Below are 16,610 nucleotides of genomic sequence, written 5' to 3' on the forward strand. Positions count from 1 at the left end.
CCGAAGGGGCGCGGGGAACTGCGCGAGCAACCACCACGCACCCGCGGCCGCCAACGCACAGAACCCCCCGCCCCTCAGGCGCCCCAGAACACCCCTACGCGGAAACCTCCGACCGATCCCCACCCCACAGCGTGTGGAACGCCCCGTCCCGGTCCACCCGCCGATACGTATGCGCCCCGAAGAAGTCCCGCTGCCCCTGCGTAAGCGCCGCAGGCAACCGCTCCGCACGCAGCGCGTCGTAGTACGCCAGCGCCGCCGCGAACCCCGGCGTCGGCACACCCTGACGCGTCGCCGCGACCAGCACCTCGCGCCAGTCGTCCTGCGCCGCCTCGATCTCCCGCGCGAACGTGTCGTCCGACAGCAGACTCGGCAGATCGGCGCGGGCGTCGTACGCGGCGCGGATGCGGTCGAGGAACGCGGCCCGGATGATGCAGCCGCCGCGCCAGATCGCCGAGACGGCGCCGAGGTCGATGTCCCAGTCGTACTCCTCGCTGCCCGCCGCGATCTCGTGGAAGCCCTGCGTGTACGACACGATCTTGGACGCGTACAGCGCCTGCTCGACCCGGTCGGCGAAGGCCGCCGCCTCCGACTCGCTCAGCCGGGCGGGCGTCGGCCCGGCCAGGTGCCGGGAGGCCTCCCGCAGGGCCGCGTGGCCGGACAGGGAGCGGGCGAAGACCGCCTCCGCGATGCCGGAGACCGGGACGCCGAGGTCGAGCGCGATCTGGACCGTCCAGCGGCCGGTGCCCTTCTGCTCGGCCTGGTCCACCACCACGTCCACGAACGGCTTGCCGGTCGCCTCGTCCACGTGGGACAGCACCTCGGCGGTGATCTCGATCAGGTAGGAGTCCAGCCGGCCGGTGTTCCAGGTGCGGAAGATCTCCGCGATCTGCGCGGGGGAGTAGCCCGCCACGTCCCGCAGCAACTGGTACGCCTCGCCGATCAGCTGCATGTCGGCGTACTCGATGCCGTTGTGGACCATCTTCACGAAGTGCCCGGCGCCGTCGGGACCGACGTGCGTCACGCACGGCGCGCCGTCCTTCGCCTTCGCGGAGATCTTCTCCAGCATCGGGCCGAGCGAGCCGTACGACTCCTTCGAGCCGCCCGGCATGATGCTCGGCCCGTGCAGCGCGCCCTCCTCGCCGCCGGAAATGCCCGTGCCGACGAAGTGGATGCCGCGCTCGCGCAGCTCCCGCTCCCGGCGCCGGGTGTCCGCGAAGTGCGCGTTGCCGCCGTCGATGATCATGTCACCGGGTTCGAGGAGCGGCGCGAACTCCTCGATCACCGCGTCCGTGGGGTCGCCCGCCTTAACCATGATCACCAGTCGGCGGGGTCGCTCCAGCGCCGCGACGAACTCCTCGGCGGTCTCGGCCGCGATGAAGTCGCCCTCCTGCCCGAACTCCTCCACCAGCGCCTTCGTCCGCGAGACCGTCCGGTTGTGCACCGCGACCGTGTAGCCGTTGCGGGCGAAGTTCCGGGCGAGATTGCGGCCCATGACCGCCAGTCCCGTGACGCCGATCTGCGCTGAAGTGCTCATACCGCCTGCTCCCTTTGCTGCCTCGTGACTACGGCTGTGTCAGTACGTGTCCTCGCCCATCCTGACGTGCCGCTTCGGCGAACGCACATCCGACCCGCCACGCTTGATTACGCGGCGACCGGGCCCCGGACCTCAGCGGACGGCGGCCGTTTCCATCGAAGAGCCGTTTCCTCGAAGAGCCGTTCCCGGCCACCCGGACACCGCGCACGGCCGAATTCCTGTCTTGTCATGGCCTGTTCGCCGCGCTTACTTTTGCCCCTCCTGACGCATGCCGAGGGGAATCCGGACATGGCCGTACGCGGTCGGCACCGCCGGTACCAGCCGAACAGGATCAATCGCGCCTCACTCACCGTCACGGCGGGAGGCGCCGGGCTCGCCATTCCGCTGGTCGCCGCCGGCACGGCCACCGCCGCCGACGCCGCCACCTGGAACAAGGTCGCCGCCTGCGAGTCCAGCGGCGACTGGGACGTCAACACCGGCAACGGCTATTACGGCGGACTCCAGTTCACCCAGTCCACCTGGGCGGCGTACGGCGGCACGCACTACGCGCCGCGCGCCGACCTGGCCACCCGGGCCCAGCAGATCGCCGTCGCCGAGAAGGTGCTCGACGGTCAGGGGCCCGGCGCCTGGCCGGTGTGCTCGGTCCGGGCCGGACTGACCCGGGGCGGCCCCGCGCCGGCCGTGCACCCGGACGGCGCCGCGCGTCCCGCCCGGACCGCGAAGCCGGCCCCGGCGCAGGACGTACGGCCGCAGACCACTCCGCAGTCCCGGGCCGGCCGGACCGAGATGTACACCGTGGTGCACGGCGACACCCTCTCCGGCATCGCCGGCGACCGGCAGGTGCGCGGCGGCTGGCGGCAGTTGTACGCGGCCAACCGCACGACGATCGGCGCCGACCCCGACCTGATCCTGCCGGGCCAGCGGCTCAGCCTGCGCGGCGGCGGCACAGTGCTGGACACCCGCACCGGGACCACATCGCCGAAGAAACAGAAGAAGCCTGCCGAGCACCGGACCCGACCGGAGAAGAAGTCCCAGCCGGAGAAGAAGTCCCAGCCGGAGAAGAAGAACTCCACCCCGCACTCGACCCCCGGACGCTCGCTCGTCGCGCCCGTGGACGCGGCCATCGGCACCGGCTACCGGCAGGCGGGCTCGCACTGGTCGAAGGGCTACCACACGGGCGTCGACTTCCTCGTCCCGACCGGCACCTCCGTGCACGCGGCGGAGACCGGTCAGGTCGTGTCCGCGGGTTGGGGCGGCTCGTACGGCTACCAGGTGGTGCTGCGGCACGCCGACGGCCGCTACACGCAGTACGCGCACCTCTCGGCCATCTCCGTGCGCGCCGGCCAGCACGTCACCGCGGGCCGGCGCGTCGGCCGCTCCGGCGCCACCGGCAACGTCACGGGTCCGCACCTGCACTTCGAGGTGCGCACCGGCCCCGGCTTCGGCACGGACATCGACCCGCTGGCCTACCTGCGGGCGGGCGGCGTCAGGATCTGACCCGGTCCCGGTGCCGGTCCAGCACCGGCACCGGGACCGGCACCGGGAAGTAGATGCACGGGGGCAGCGTGTCGTACGGCACCGGGAACACCTGTCCCATGGGCTCCTCCGCACCGTCCCCGCCCGCCGGTCCGGCCGAGGCACGCTGCCGTGGCAGGGCGGGCAGCACGTCCGGTACGGCGTCCGGCCCGGGGTCGGCGGGTGGGGCGGCGGCAGCCTCCGGCGCCGCGGGGCTCGCCGGGTCCTCCAGCCGTTCCGTCGTCAGCATGATGAGGCCGCCCGCCGTCAGCACGCCGCAGGCCAGGGCCAGAACGGTGCCCGTGCTGCCGTGACGGAACGTCTCGCCGAACATGAGGATGCCGACCGCGGCGGCCAGCATCGGGTTGACCACGGTGAGCGTGGCCAGCGGGGCGGCCAGGCCACCGCCCCGGTAGGACGCCTGGGACAGCGCCACGCCGGCACCCGCGAACGCGGCGATCACCGCGAGGGACGGCACCTCGCCGAGACCGACGCCATGGCTCCAGTCGACGGCGACGGTCTTGGTGAACACCGACGACATGCCGAACGCTATGCCCGAGCCGGTGGCCAGCAGCACACTGCGCACCGCCGGGTGCCGGTGCGCGGCCAGCCCCGCGCACACCAGCGCCACGATCGCGCCGCCGGTGCCGAGGGCGACCAGCACGCGCTGGGCGGTGTCCAGCGCGTGCGTGTCGGAGGCGCCGACCAGGGACAGCAGCCCGGCCAGGCCGGCCGTGGCCATGAGCGCGCCGCGCCAGGCGGTGGCGCCGGCCCTGCGGCCGACGAACAGCGCCGCCATGGGCAGCGCGAAGACGATGGTGAGCGCGCCGAGCGGCTGTACGAGGCTGAGCGGGCCGTAGGCGAGCGCGACGACGTGCAGCACGCCGCCGAGGCCGTTCAGCACGAGCGCGCCCCACCAGCCCGGCCGGCGCAGCGGCAGGTACGCGCTGCCGGGCGAGGCCAGCGCGACCTGCTCCTGCACGATCGCCCCGGCCGCGTAGGCGACCGCGGAGACGAACGACAGCAGCACGGACACCGCGAGGGCGCTCATCGGCGTCTCCTTCGCGTGGGGCGGGGGCCCTGACCCCCCGGCAGACGGGGGCCCGGAGCCCGGCGCGGCGGACAGTCGGCTTCCATGACCAACACTCTGCCCGCTCCCGGGCTTCCCGTCGTCGTACCTGAGCACGCAATCCGTCCTACTCCAGAGGGAGTACGGGGGTCACGTGATCCTCCCCCGGAGGGGTGGCGCGGACCCCGGGCCCGGCTCCCGGGTCGGGGTCGCGCCCTGGTAGTACTGCCTGCCGTGGACCCGAACCCCGAGCCCGACCCCGGCCTCGCCCCCGACCTGGTGGCCCTGCGCTCCCTGGGCGGCTTCTTCGTCCTGCACACCCTCGCGGACCCGCGGCCGACGGTCGGCGAAGACCCCGCACAACTGCCCACCCTCGCCGAGGCCTACGCGACGTACGCCGACGACACCCCGCTGACCTGGCGCGTCACCACCGTCGCGGAACGGCTGCGGACCCGCGAGGCACGCGTCGCCGCCTCCATCGCCCACCAGGGCCTGGCCGCCCGCCTGTGGTCGATCGCCCTCGGCTGCGCCGTGCTGTACGGACGGACCCCCGACCTCGATCCCCCTCTGCTGCGCTGGGACCCCTGCGGGTCCGCCCCCTACGACCTGTGGCTGACCCGCGTGTCCCCCCTGCCCGGAGACGCGGCCACCGTCGCCGACACCGTGCTGCGCCGCCACCTGGCACCCCTGGAGGCCGCGCTGCGCACCCGCTACGGCGTCGCCGCGGGTCTGCTGCGCGGCAACTCCGGCTCCGCGCTCGCCGCCGCGGCCCGCGAACTGGACCGCCGGGCCCGGGAAGACGGCCGTACCGACCTGGCGGACCGGGCCCGCGCGCTCACCGGCACCCTCTTCGCCCACCCCCTGCTGCGCGGCACCGGCACCCGCACCGGGACGGCCTTCCGCCGCCACAGCTGCTGCCTGTACTACCGGGTGCCCGGCGGCGGGGTCTGCGGAGACTGCTGCTTCACCAGTCCGCCGCGCTCTTCCCCCCGGGCCGCATCCGGGTGACCATGAGGGGAACCTGCCACCGAGACCAGGGGGTTGACGGGTGCGAGTGGGACTGCTGAGCCGGGAGTACCCCCCGGACGTGTACGGGGGCGCCGGGGTCCATGTGGAGTTCCTGGCCCGGGAGCTGGCCTCCCTGGTGGACCTGGAGGTGCACTGCTGGGGCGAGGGCCGCGGCACCGGTGTCGTACGCCACCGCCCGTGGCCGGCGCTGGACGGCGCCAACGACGCGCTGCGCACCTTCTCCGTGGACCTGTCCATGGCCGCCGCCCTGGAGGACCGCGAACTCGTCCACTCCCACACCTGGTACGCCAACCTCGCCGGCCATCTCGCCAAGCTGCTGCACGGGGTGCCGCACGTGGTCACCGCGCACTCGCTGGAGCCGCTGCGCCCCTGGAAGGCCGAGCAGCTCGGCGGCGGGTACGCCCTGTCCGGCTGGGCCGAACGCACCGCCTACGAGGCGGCGGACGCCGTGATCGCCGTCTCCGGGGCCATGCGCGAGGACATCCTCGCCTGCTACCCGGCCCTCGACCCGGCCCGGGTGCACGTCGTCCACAACGGCATCGACACCCGCCTGTACCGACCCCGGCCCGGCACCGACGCCCTCACCCGGCACGGCATCGACCCCGACCGCCCCTACGTGCTCTTCGTCGGCCGCATCACCCGGCAGAAGGGCGTCCCCCATCTGCTGCGCGCCGTACGGCGGATCGACCCCGCCGCCCAGGTGGTGCTGTGCGCGGGCGCCCCCGACACCCCGGAGATCGACCGGGAGTTCCGCGAGCTGTACGAGGAGCTGAGCCGGGTCCGCGAGGGCGTGTGCTGGATCCCGCAGATGCTGCCGCGCCCCGAGGTCATCCAACTCCTCACCCGGGCGGCCGTGTTCGTCTGCCCCTCGGTGTACGAGCCGCTCGGGATCGTCAACCTGGAGGCGATGGCCTGCGGCACTCCGGTCGTCGCGTCCCGGGTCGGGGGAATCCCCGAGGTCGTGGCCGACGGCCGTACCGGTCTCCTGGTGGACGTCGGGGACGCGGCGCGGGACCCCGAGGCCTTCGAGGCGGGGCTCGCGCGGGCGCTGGACACCGTCCTCGGCGATCCGGAGGCCGCCCGGCGGATGGGGGAGGCCGGCCGGGAGCGCGCGGTGGGCGAGTTCGGCTGGGACGCGGTGGCCCGGCGCACGGCCGCGCTGTACGAGGAGATCCTCAAGCAGGCTTAGTCCGCCCCGCTCGGGGCATCCATGGTTCATCCGGGGTGGTGAGGGGAGCGGCGATGCGTCGTGGAGGGCCTTCGGTTCTGGGGATCGTGCTGGCCGGCGGGGAGGGCAAGCGGCTGATGCCGCTCACCACCGACCGCGCCAAGCCCGCGGTCACCTTCGGCGGCACATACCGCCTGGTCGACTTCGTGCTGTCCAACCTCGTCAACGCCGACGTGTTGCGGATCTGTGTGCTGACCCAGTACAAGTCGCACTCGCTGGACCGGCACATCACCACCACCTGGCGGATGTCCAGCCTGCTGGGCAACTACGTCACCCCGGTGCCCGCGCAGCAGCGGCTCGGCCCGCGCTGGTACCTGGGCAGCGCCGACGCCATCCTCCAGTCCCTGAACCTGATCTACGACGAACAGCCCGAGTACGTCGCGGTGTTCGGCGCCGACCACGTCTACCGCATGGACCCGCGGCAGATGCTGGCGCAGCACATCGAGGGCGGCGCGGGGGTGACGGTGGCCGGGATCCGGGTGCCGCGCGCGGAGTCCTCCGCGTTCGGGGTGATCACGCCCGGCACGGACGGCCGTACCGTGCAGCGCTTCCTGGAGAAGCCCGCCGATCCGCCGGGGCTGCCCGGCGACCCCGACTGCGTGTTCGCCTCGATGGGCAACTACGTCTTCACCACCAAGGCCCTGGTCGAGGCGCTGCAACGGGACGCCGAGGACAGCGAGTCCGTGCACGACATGGGCGGCTCCATCCTGCCCCAGCTGACCGCGCGCGGCGACGCGCAGCTGTACGACTTCAGTGACAACCACGTCCCGGGCGAGACCACCCGCGACCAGGGCTACTGGCGGGACGTCGGCACCCTGGACGCCTACTACGAGGCGCACATGGACCTGATCGCCGAGCGCCCCGCGTTCAACCTCTACAACCGGCAGTGGCCCGTCTACACCCACTCCAACCAGCTCTCCCCGGCCCGGTTCAACGCGGGCGGCATGGCCAGCGAGTCCATCATCAGCGCCGGCTGCCTGATCCGCGGCCAGGTCACCCGGTCCGTGCTGTCCCCGGGGGTGCGCGTCGACCCGGGCGCGGTGGTGCAGGGCTCGGTGCTGCACGACAACGTGCGTGTCGGGCGGGGCGCGGTGGTGCGCGGGGCCGTGCTGGACAAGAACGTCGAGGTCCCGCCGGGCGCGACGATCGGCGTCAACCCCGAACGCGACGCCGAGCTGTACACGGTGTCGCAGAGCGGTGTCATCGCGCTGGGCAAGGGCCAGCGCGTGCCCTGACCGACGGCCCGTCAGCCCTCCTCGATGCGCGACGCGTCCGGCACGCGCCGCCGGTAATGCCCGGATTCGACTCGTCCGCCCGCCACGATGCAGGCAACGATGTCGAACCTCGGGAGGTCAACCGACATGAGAGGGACCCGGCGCACCCGGCTCTGCCTGGCCGGGGTGATGGCAGCGTCCGCGCTGATCGCCGCCCCCGCCGCAGGCGCCGCCGAGCGGACCGACGGCCACCTCACCGACCTGGTCAACCCCTTCATCGGGAGCCAGAACGAGGGCAACACCTTCCCCGGCGCCGCCGTGCCCTTCGGCATGGTGCAGCTCTCCCCGGACACCGGGCACAGCACCGGGTACGACTACACCCAGAACCGTGTCCGCGGCTTCTCCCTGGTCCACCTCTCCGGGGTGGGCTGCCGCATCGGCGGCGACCTGCCCGTGCTGCCCACCACCGGCGACGTCACGGAGACGGACTACGCCCGGTACGCGGCCGGCTTCTCGCACGACGACGAGGCGGCGAGCCCCGGCTACTACCGCGTCGGCCTCGCCTCCGGCATCCGCGCCGAACTGACCGCCACCGAGCGCACCGGCGTCCAGCGCTACACCTTCCCGGCCACCGGCAAGGCCAACGTCCTGCTGAACGCGTCCCAGTCGCTGCACAAACCAGTGGGCAGCACCGTCGAGATCCTCGACGACCACACCGTGCGCACCGAGATCACCGGCCACGGCTTCTGCCGCGACACCGGCCCCTACACCGTGTACACGGTCACCCGGTTCAGCCGGCCCTTCACGGCCTACGGCACCTGGGACGGCAAGGCCGTCACCCCGGGCTCCCGCACCGGCCACGGCGGCGCCTACGTCCGCTTCGACACCAGCCGGGACCGCACGGTGGAGGCGACCACCGCGCTGTCGTACGTCGACGCGCGCGGCGCCGCTGCCAACCTGCGCGCGGAGGGCGGCCGGTCCTTCGACGCCGTACGGCACCGGGCCAGGGAGCGGTGGGAGGACCGGCTCGCCGACGTCCGGGTGCGGGGCGGGGCGCCGACGCTGCGCCGCACGTTCTACTCCTCGCTGTACCGCTCGTTCCTCGCGCCCAACATCGGCAGCGACGCCGACGGCCGCTACACCGGCTGGGACCGCCGTACCCACCGCGCGGACGGGTTCACGTACTACCAGAACTGGTCGCTGTGGGACACCTACCGCACCCAGGTGCAACTGCTCGGGCTGCTCGCGCCGCGTGAGACCCGGGACATGGCCCGGTCGCTGGTCGCGGTCGACGAGGACGGTGGCTGGCTGCCCAAGTGGGGCTACGGCCCGGTCGAGACGAACATCATGAGCGGCGACCCGGTCACCCCGTTCCTGACCTCCGCCTACCGGATGGGCCTGCTCCAGGGGTTCGAGGAGCGTGCCTACCGGGCGCTCAGGAAGAACGCCGACGGTGTGCCGCCCGCCGACTATCCGGGCATCGGCCGCGAGGCCAACGCCGAGTACCTCGCGAACGGCTTCGCGCCCTACGTGAAGGACCGCCCGTACGCCAAGATGGGCGACTCCGACTATCACCACGGCGCCTCCGTCACCCTGGAGTACGCGCTCGCCGACGCCATGCTGGCCCAGATGGCGCGGGGCCTCGGGCACGAGGCGGACGCCGCCCGGTACGCGGCCCGCTCCCGCTCCTACCGGAACGTCTTCGACCCCGCCACCGGTTTCTTCCGCGCCCGCGACGCCGCCGGCGCCTTCACCGGCCCGGCGGACCCGGCCCGCGGCACCGGCTTCCACGAGGGCACCGCCTGGCAGTACCAGTGGCTCGTCCCGCAGGACCTGCCCGGCGTGGTCGGCCTGATCGGCGGCACCCGGGCGGCCAACGACCGGCTCGACGCCTTCTTCGCCTACGACCGGCTGCGCGCCGACCCCGAGCGGACCGCCCGCGAGGTATGGGTGCACGGCGACCCGTACGCCTACTACAACGCGGCCGTCTACAACCCGATGAACGAGCCCGACCTCACCGCCCCCTACACCTACCTCTCCACCGGCCAGCCCTGGAAGACCACGGACGTCGTGCACGCGGCCCTCACCCTGTTCACCGACGGCCCGACCGGCATGACCGGCAACGACGACCTCGGCACCATGTCCGCCTGGAACGTGCTGTCGTCCCTCGGCCTCTTCCCGATCCAGCCGGGCTACGACACCTGGGGCCTGTCCACGCCGGTCTTCGAGCGGGCCGACCTCGACCTGGACCGCCGCTACTGGCCGACCGGCGGGCTGACCGTCACCGCGCCCGGCACCTCCGCCGCGGCCCGCTACATCCAGGCGGTCAGCGCGGACGGACGCCCGCACGAGCGGACCTATCTGCCCGCCGGCCGGCTGCGCTCCCTGCGCTCGCTGGCGTTCACGGTCGGCTCGCGCCCGTCCGAGTGGGGCACGGCACCCGGCGCGGGGCAGCCGGTGCTGAGTTGACCTCGTCCGTCCCTTGGGTCCCGCCTCTTTCGGAGGAGGCGGGACTTAATCCGTTGTTAACTGAGCGTAGCCTGATCGTACTTGACCGTAATCGGCTTGCGGGAGTTGACTTCAAGCTCCCCCTTTTCGTCGACGCGCGAGGCACGCCCGTGACTTCCGACCTGCTCGCCCCCCTCGACCTGGCCTTCTGGAACATGGAGTCCGACCGCCATCCGATGCACCTCGGAGCGCTCGGGGTCTTCGGCGCGCACTCGCCCACCGCGGGCGCCCACGCGGCCGACCTGCTCGCCGCCCGCGCCGCCGCCGTACCCGGCCTGCGCATGCGCATCCGCGACGTCTGGGGGCCCGTCGCCTTCGGCGGCGCGACCCGGGAGACCGACCCCGGCTTCGACCCGCTGAACCACGTACGGCTGCACGCGCCGACCGCCGACTTCCACGCGGCGGCCGGCCGCCTGATGGAACGTCCGCTGGAGCGTGGGCGGCCTCCGTGGGAGGCGCATGTGCTGCCCGGCGAGGACGGGGTGTCCTTCGCGGTGCTGTTCAAGTTCCACCACGCCCTCGCCGACGGGCTGCGCGCGCTCAAGCTCGCCGCCGGCGTCCTGGACCCGGTGGACCTGCCCGAGCGGGCGCCCCGCCCCCTCGAACCGCCCCGGGGGCCGCTGTCGGACCTGCGGTCCCTGCCGGGACGGGTGCCCGGCCTGGTCAGGGGCGCGCTCTCCGACGTGGGCCGGGCACTGGACATCGGCGCCTCGCTGGCCCGCTCCACCCTCGGCATGCGCCCCTCCTCCGCGCTGGCGTCCGCGCCCAGCGGCACCCGCCGCACCGCCGGCGTCGTCCTCGACATCGACGACGTGCACCGGGTGCGCAAGAGCGCCGGCGGCACGGTCAACGACGTCCTCATCGCCGTCGTCGCCGGGGCACTGCGCCGCTGGCTCGACGAACGCGGCGACGGCAGCACGGGCGTGGCGCCGCGCGCCCTGATCCCCGTCTCCCGGCGCCGGCCGCGCACCGCCCAGCCACCGGGCAACCGGCTCTCCGGGTACCTGATACCGCTTCCGGTGGGCGAGGCGGACCCGCTGCGCCGGCTCGACACCGTGCGCACCGCGATGGTCCGCAACAAGGACGCCGGACCGAACCGGGGCGCCGGCGCGGTCGCGCTGCTCGCCGACCACGTGCCGGCCCTCGGGCACCGGCTCGGCGGACCGCTGGTCGGACAGGCCGCGCGGCTGTGGTTCGACATCCTGGTGACCAGCGTGCCGCTGCCGGGGCTCGGGCTGCGGCTCGGCGGGCACGAGCTGGCCGAGGTGTACCCGCTGGCGCCGCTGGCTCCCGGGCAGTCGCTGGCGGTGGCGATCTCCACGTACCGGGGCCGGGTGCACTACGGCCTGGTCGCCGACGCCCGCGCGGTGCCGGACCTGGAGGTGTTCGCCCGGGCGGTGACGGACGAGGTGGAGCTGCTGCTGACCGTCTGCGACGCCTGAACGCCGGGCCCGCCCCAGCCCGGGGCGGGCCCGTCACCTGCGGTTTGCGACCCCTGGGGCCGGTGTGACCCATGGGGCCGACGGGGGCGCTGGTGAGCGGTTTGGGCGGCGGGGGGTGGCGCCCGTAAAATCACGCGTTCGAAAGCGGACGCGAGTCGGAGCGCCGCGCGGGTGATCAGGGAAGCGGCAGCGCGATGACGGTGACAGAGGACGGTTCCGCGTCCATGGAGACCCCCACGGACGCGGCCGTGGAGGAGACGGTCCCCGGCCCCGGGATCGACCCGGAGCGCCTGGCCCTCTGCCTGAGCGTGCTGGAGGAGCTGGACCGGATCGACGTCGACCACCCTGACGCGATCAGGGTGCGCCGGGCCACCGCGCAGATCTACCGCACGGTCAAGCAGCGCCGCCGCCAGGAGCGCCGCGCCGCCAAGACCGCCCACGACCGCGCCGTCACCGAGGCCACCGCCACCGGCTCCGCCGAGCGCATCGACGACGAGACCGAGGGCATCCTGCCGTCCTCCAAGATCGAGGCCGGCCGCATCGCGGGCATACTCCAGCGCCCCCGCTCCTGCTACACCTGCAAGGCCCGCTACGTCGAGGTCGACTACTTCTACCACCAGCTCTGTCCCGACTGCGCCCGCCTCAACCGGGACAAGCGCGACGCCCGCGCCGACCTCACCGGCAAGCGCGCGCTGCTCACCGGCGGCCGCGCCAAGATCGGCATGTACATCGCGCTGCGGCTGCTGCGCGACGGCGCCCACACCACTGTCACCACCCGCTTCCCGAAGGACGCCATCCGCCGCTTCAAGGCGATGGAGGACTCCGCGGACTGGCTGCACCGGCTGGAGGTCGTCGGCATCGACCTGCGCGACCCCGCCCAGGCCGTCGCGCTGGCCGAGCAGGTCGCCGAGGCCGGCCCGCTGGACATCCTGATCAACAACGCCACGCAGACCGTGCGCCGGCTGCCCTCCGCCTATGCCGCCCTGGTCGAGGGCGAGAGCGCCCCGCTGCCGGCCGGTGAGCTGCCCGCCCACCATGTGATCGGCGCGTTCAACTCCGGCGCGGTGGACGGGCTCGCCGCGCTGCCCCTCGGCACCAGTGGTCTCGACGCCCAGCAGGTCGCCGACCTGGCGCTGGTGGCCGGCAACGCCAGCGTCGCCCGGCACCTCGACGGCACCGCCATCGACGCGGGCGGCCTGGTCCCGGACGTGGTCGACAGCAACACCTGGGTGCAGACCATCGAGCAGATCTCCCCGGTGGAGCTGCTGGAGACCCAGCTCTGCAACTACACCTCGCCGTTCATCCTGATCAGCAGCCTGCGCGCGGCCATGGCCGACGCCGCGAAGAAGGCGGCGAGCGGACGGGCGTACGTCGTCAACGTCTCGGCGATGGAGGGCGTCTTCGGCCGGGGCTACAAGGGCGCGGGCCACCCGAACACCAACGCCGCCAAGGCCGCCATGAACATGGTGACCCGGACCAGCGCCCAGGAGATGTTCGACACCGACGGCATCCTCATGACCTCGGTCGACACCGGCTGGATCACCGACGAACGCCCGCACTACGACAAGCTGCGCCTCGCCGAGGCCGGCTTCCACGCCCCGCTCGACCTGGTCGACGGCGCCGCCCGCGTCTACGACCCGATCGTGCGCGGCGAGGAGGGCGAGGATCTGTACGGCGTCTTCATGAAGGACTACGCGCCCGGCAAGTGGTGAGGCATCAGGTCGAAACGTCGTTCGCCTCGTAGGCCGATCGAGTGATCCGGTCTACGAGACGGGTGATGCGCTTTGTTGCAAACAGCCCCATATTGGGGTGCATTGAGGGGGTTAACGACGCGTATTAGTTACACCTTGTTTGCACTCCCTATCGAGCGGGTGGCCGCTCATTTGGTTAACCTGGAGTGGACGGACAGCAGCACAGGGTCCCACCCACACCCGTCGTCCGTCCTGGGGTGAGTCGGTTCACAACGGCCTGCTCCGACACGAGAAACCGGCGCCACCGCGTCCGAAGTGGCCTTCCACCCAGACCCGAGCGGGCGACGAGTGCCGGAGCGCAGACTGTCCGGTATGCCCCGAGGGTGACCCGACACAGAAGGAGTGCGCGGTGACACCGGAGACGACGAACGCCGAACAACGCCCCGCGGAACGCGTCGAGCGCGCGGGCCGCAGAGCCGGAGAACTCGGCAGCCTGGAAGTGTGGGCCCGGTCCGCCCCGATCCGCCTCGCGGGGTACGAGGACGACCTCGCCGAACCCCACATCCTGCCCAGCGTGGACTGACGCCGGGCAGTAGCCGTCACGATCGATCGCCGACGGCATGGGCGTGGCGGTCCCACGCCCATGCCGCACTCCGCCCGACCGTCCTCACGCCGGCTCGGGTGCCGTACGCCGCCACGGTCGCAGCCGCTCCAGCTCCTCCGCCAGCTCCAGCAGGACCGCCTCCGCGCCCGGACGGCCGACGAGCTGGACGGCGCAGGGCGCGCCGGACGGCAGGTAGCCGAACGGCACGGACATCGCCGGCCAGCCGGTCAGGTTCCACGGCGGGGTGAACGGCGAGTACGCGCTGTTCACGAGGACATTGCGCAGCCAGCCCTGCTCGTGCCGGGGACCGGCCTTCGGGGCGCGCCGGGCCAGGGCCGCGGTGAGCAGCACGTCGTGCTCGGCGAAGAACGGCGCCAGCCGGGCGCGCAGCCGCTCACGGCTGTCGCTCGCGCGCACCGAGCCGACGAAGCGCCGGCCCACCGCCGCGTGCACCCGGGTCCGGCGGGCCAGCCGCGCCCGGTCCAGACCCTCGGCGTCCACCGCCGTCCCGGCCGTCCAGTGCCGCACCGCGGTCACGCCCAGGTCCAGCGGGTACGGCGGCTCGGCCCGCCGCACCCGATGCCCGGCCCGGGCCAGCACCCCGGCCGCCTCGCGCACCGCGGTCGTATACGACCTGCTGACGCTCGTCCCGGCCAGCGGGCTGCGCACGGCGGCGGCGATCCGCAGCCGCGCCGGTTCCGCGGCCCGGTCCGGCGCGGCGCCCGCGAGGACGCCGAACATCAGCCGCAGGTCCGCCACCGTGGTGGCCAGCGGGCCGTTCTCCGACATGCCGAACCAGTCGCCGTTGCCGATCCCCGCCGGCACCACCCCGTGCCCGGGCTTGAGCGTGACCAGACCGCAGTTCGCGGCCGGGATGCGCAGCGAGCCCATGCCGTCGTTGCCGAGCGCGAGCGGCACGAACCCGGCGGCCACCGCCGCCGCGCTGCCGCCGGAGGAGCCGCCGGCCGTGCGCGCCGGGTCCCACGGATTGCGCGAGATGCCGAACTCGCCCTCGGTGGTGCCGAACACGCACAGCTCGGGCACGTTCGTCAGCCCCACCACCACGGCCCCGGCCGCCCGCAGCCGGGCCACCGTCACATGGTCCTCGGCGGCCGGGGTGTCCGGGGTCGCCGTACTGCCGTCGCGATGCGCCTCCCCGCGCACCGCCAGGTTGTCCTTGACGGCCACCGGCACGCCCGCGAGCGGCAGTTCGGCGAGATCGTCCCGCGCCCCCACCGCGTCGGCCTCGGCGAGCGCCGCCTGTGCGCGCACCGTCCGGAACGCCTCGATCCGCCCGTCCAGCCGCTCGATCCGCGCGAGATGCTCCGCCACCACCTCCCGGGGCGTCACCCGCTTCTCCCGCACCGCCTCGGCGATCTCCTCCGCACTCCGCCCGGCCCAGCTCGCCACGCGCACTCCTCGCCCATTCGTCGGCTACTCGCCGGTACGTCTCCCGGCGTACGGAGAACTGTGCCGGGTCGGGGGCGCCACGTCGAGGGGCCGAGAGGGGCGCCGGCTCAGACCGGCCGGGCCGGTCCCGTGCTGTCGCGGGCCGTGAGGCGGGGGACCGGGACGCGGGCCGCCCGGGGCGGGCCGCCGTCCAGGAGGGAGAGGAGTTCGCGGGCCGCCATGGAACCGAACTCGACGCTGTCCCGGGACAGCGCGGACAGCCGGGGTTTGACGATGCGGCACAGGGCCGAGTCCTCCCAGGAGACCACCGAGACGTCCCGGGGCACCTCGACGCCGAGGTCCGAGGCGGCCGCGACGCCGGCCACGGCCATCACGTCGTTGTCGTAGATGAGGGCCGTCGGGGCGGGGGAGGCGCCCAGCACCCGGCGGGTCACCGCGGCGCCCTCGGTGTCGGAGTAGTCGGTGGTGACCGAGCGCACCTCGGTCAGGCCGCGGCGGTCCGCCTCGGCGCGCAGGGTGGCGATCCGGCGCCGGGTGTGGGCGAGTTCGGGCAGACCGGCGATGTGCACGATCCGGCGGTGGCCGAGGGCCGTCAGCTCGTCCACCACGGAGGCCATCGCGCCGGCGTCGTCCGCCCACACCGAGGAGGCGCCCCGGTGGCCCGCCCCGGGCGCGCCGCCGATCACCACGGCGGGCAGGCCCAGTTCCTCCAGCAGGTCCGGGCGCGGGTCCTCGGCGCGCGGGTCGGCCACCAGCACGCCGTCCACCCGGTGCTCCGCCCACCAGCGCCGGTACACCGCGCACTCCTCGGACACGTCCCGCGCGACCTGGAAGAGCAGGCCCAGATGGCGTTCGGCGAGCACCTCCTGGATGCCGGAGACGAGCTGGAGGAAGAACGAGTCGACGCCCAGGGTGTGCGCGGGGCGGGCGAGGACGAAGCCGACCGTCGCCGCGCCCTCCCCGGACAGGGCGCGCGCGGCCGTGTTCGGACGCCAGCCGAGCTGTTCGGCGACCCCGCGGACCCGGGCGCGGGTGGCCTCCGAGACACCGGGCCGGTCGTTGAGCGCGAAGGACACCGCGCTCTCGGAGACCCCGGCCCGCCGGGCGATGTCCTTCATCGTGGGCCGGCGCGCGGGTGACCGCCTGGTCGGCATGGATCAGCTCCCCTTTTCGAGAATGCGTCCTAAAGCGCTTGAGCGTCAAGACCCTAAAGCGCATTAGCAGTCCACGGCAAGCTGTCAGCCAAAAGCCCCTGACCTGCACTAATGAAATTCCCCTTTCTTTAGTTCCGTCGAATGCGTTGACTTCTCCCGAGCGGCACGGGCAAGGTCACTGCCGCCACTCCACCGCCCGACGCCGCAAGGGA

The 16,610-nt window shown here is 73.4% G+C and carries 12 protein-coding genes; 8 read left to right on the forward strand and 4 right to left on the reverse strand.

Annotated features, from left to right (window positions below; translation table 11 throughout):
* Positions 1-94: 94 nt before the first annotated feature.
* Entirely contained in the window at positions 95-1,534 is a 1,440-nt protein-coding gene (gene gndA / locus NX794_RS33660; RefSeq protein WP_258783480.1) for an NADP-dependent phosphogluconate dehydrogenase, read from the reverse strand.
* A 288-nt stretch (positions 1,535-1,822) separates the two neighbouring features.
* Here gndA and NX794_RS33665 point away from each other — a divergent pair, with 288 nt between their 5' ends.
* On the forward strand, positions 1,823-3,031 hold the full coding sequence (locus tag NX794_RS33665) for a transglycosylase family protein (RefSeq protein WP_258783481.1): 1,209 nt from the start codon (positions 1,823-1,825) through the stop codon (positions 3,029-3,031).
* On the opposite strand, the gene NX794_RS33670 is transcribed toward NX794_RS33665, so the two are convergent.
* Positions 3,021-4,100 carry a DMT family transporter gene (locus NX794_RS33670; RefSeq protein ID WP_258783482.1) on the reverse strand — a complete coding sequence of 360 codons (1,080 nt, stop codon included), beginning with the start codon at positions 4,098-4,100 and terminating at the stop codon, positions 3,021-3,023. The two genes, NX794_RS33665 and NX794_RS33670, sit on opposite strands and share 11 nt — an antisense overlap.
* A 252-nt stretch (positions 4,101-4,352) precedes the next feature.
* Between NX794_RS33670 and NX794_RS33675 the strand changes: the two genes are divergently transcribed.
* The 7 genes from NX794_RS33675 to NX794_RS33705 all read left to right on the forward strand — a co-directional run bounded on the left by NX794_RS33675 (position 4,353) and on the right by NX794_RS33705 (position 13,813).
* Positions 4,353-5,126, forward strand: coding sequence for a (2Fe-2S)-binding protein (locus NX794_RS33675; protein WP_258783483.1), 774 nt, complete (start codon positions 4,353-4,355; stop codon positions 5,124-5,126).
* Between the two features lie 40 nt (positions 5,127-5,166).
* On the forward strand, positions 5,167-6,336 hold the full coding sequence (gene glgA, locus NX794_RS33680) for a glycogen synthase (protein ID WP_258783484.1): 1,170 nt from the start codon (positions 5,167-5,169) through the stop codon (positions 6,334-6,336).
* Between the two features lie 53 nt (positions 6,337-6,389).
* Positions 6,390-7,610, forward strand: a complete 1,221-nt coding sequence (gene glgC / locus NX794_RS33685) for a glucose-1-phosphate adenylyltransferase (protein WP_258783485.1) — start codon at positions 6,390-6,392, stop codon at positions 7,608-7,610.
* A gap of 126 nt (positions 7,611-7,736) precedes the next feature.
* Positions 7,737-10,058 (forward strand): GH92 family glycosyl hydrolase, encoded by a 2,322-nt coding sequence (locus NX794_RS33690; protein ID WP_258783486.1) that lies wholly within the window; start codon positions 7,737-7,739, stop codon positions 10,056-10,058.
* A gap of 149 nt (positions 10,059-10,207) precedes the next feature.
* Positions 10,208-11,539 carry a wax ester/triacylglycerol synthase family O-acyltransferase gene (locus tag NX794_RS33695; RefSeq protein WP_258783487.1) on the forward strand — a complete coding sequence of 444 codons (1,332 nt, stop codon included), beginning with the start codon at positions 10,208-10,210 and terminating at the stop codon, positions 11,537-11,539.
* A gap of 194 nt (positions 11,540-11,733) precedes the next feature.
* On the forward strand, positions 11,734-13,251 hold the full coding sequence (locus NX794_RS33700; protein ID WP_258783488.1) for an SDR family NAD(P)-dependent oxidoreductase: 1,518 nt from the start codon (positions 11,734-11,736) through the stop codon (positions 13,249-13,251).
* A gap of 388 nt (positions 13,252-13,639) precedes the next feature.
* On the forward strand, positions 13,640-13,813 hold the full coding sequence (locus NX794_RS33705; protein WP_258783489.1) for a hypothetical protein: 174 nt from the start codon (positions 13,640-13,642) through the stop codon (positions 13,811-13,813).
* A gap of 84 nt (positions 13,814-13,897) precedes the next feature.
* Here NX794_RS33705 and NX794_RS33710 read toward each other — a convergent pair whose 3' ends face one another.
* Both NX794_RS33710 and NX794_RS33715 read right to left on the reverse strand, forming a co-directional pair.
* Positions 13,898-15,244 (reverse strand): amidase, encoded by a 1,347-nt coding sequence (locus NX794_RS33710; RefSeq protein WP_258783490.1) that lies wholly within the window; start codon positions 15,242-15,244, stop codon positions 13,898-13,900.
* 107 nt (positions 15,245-15,351) lie between these two features.
* Positions 15,352-16,398 (reverse strand): LacI family DNA-binding transcriptional regulator, encoded by a 1,047-nt coding sequence (locus NX794_RS33715; protein WP_258783491.1) that lies wholly within the window; start codon positions 16,396-16,398, stop codon positions 15,352-15,354.
* Positions 16,399-16,610: the final 212 nt, after the last annotated feature.

The organism is Streptomyces pyxinicus, assembly GCF_024753135.1.
In the GTDB taxonomy this organism is placed as follows: Bacteria; Actinomycetota; Actinomycetes; order Streptomycetales; family Streptomycetaceae; genus Streptomyces; species Streptomyces pyxinicus.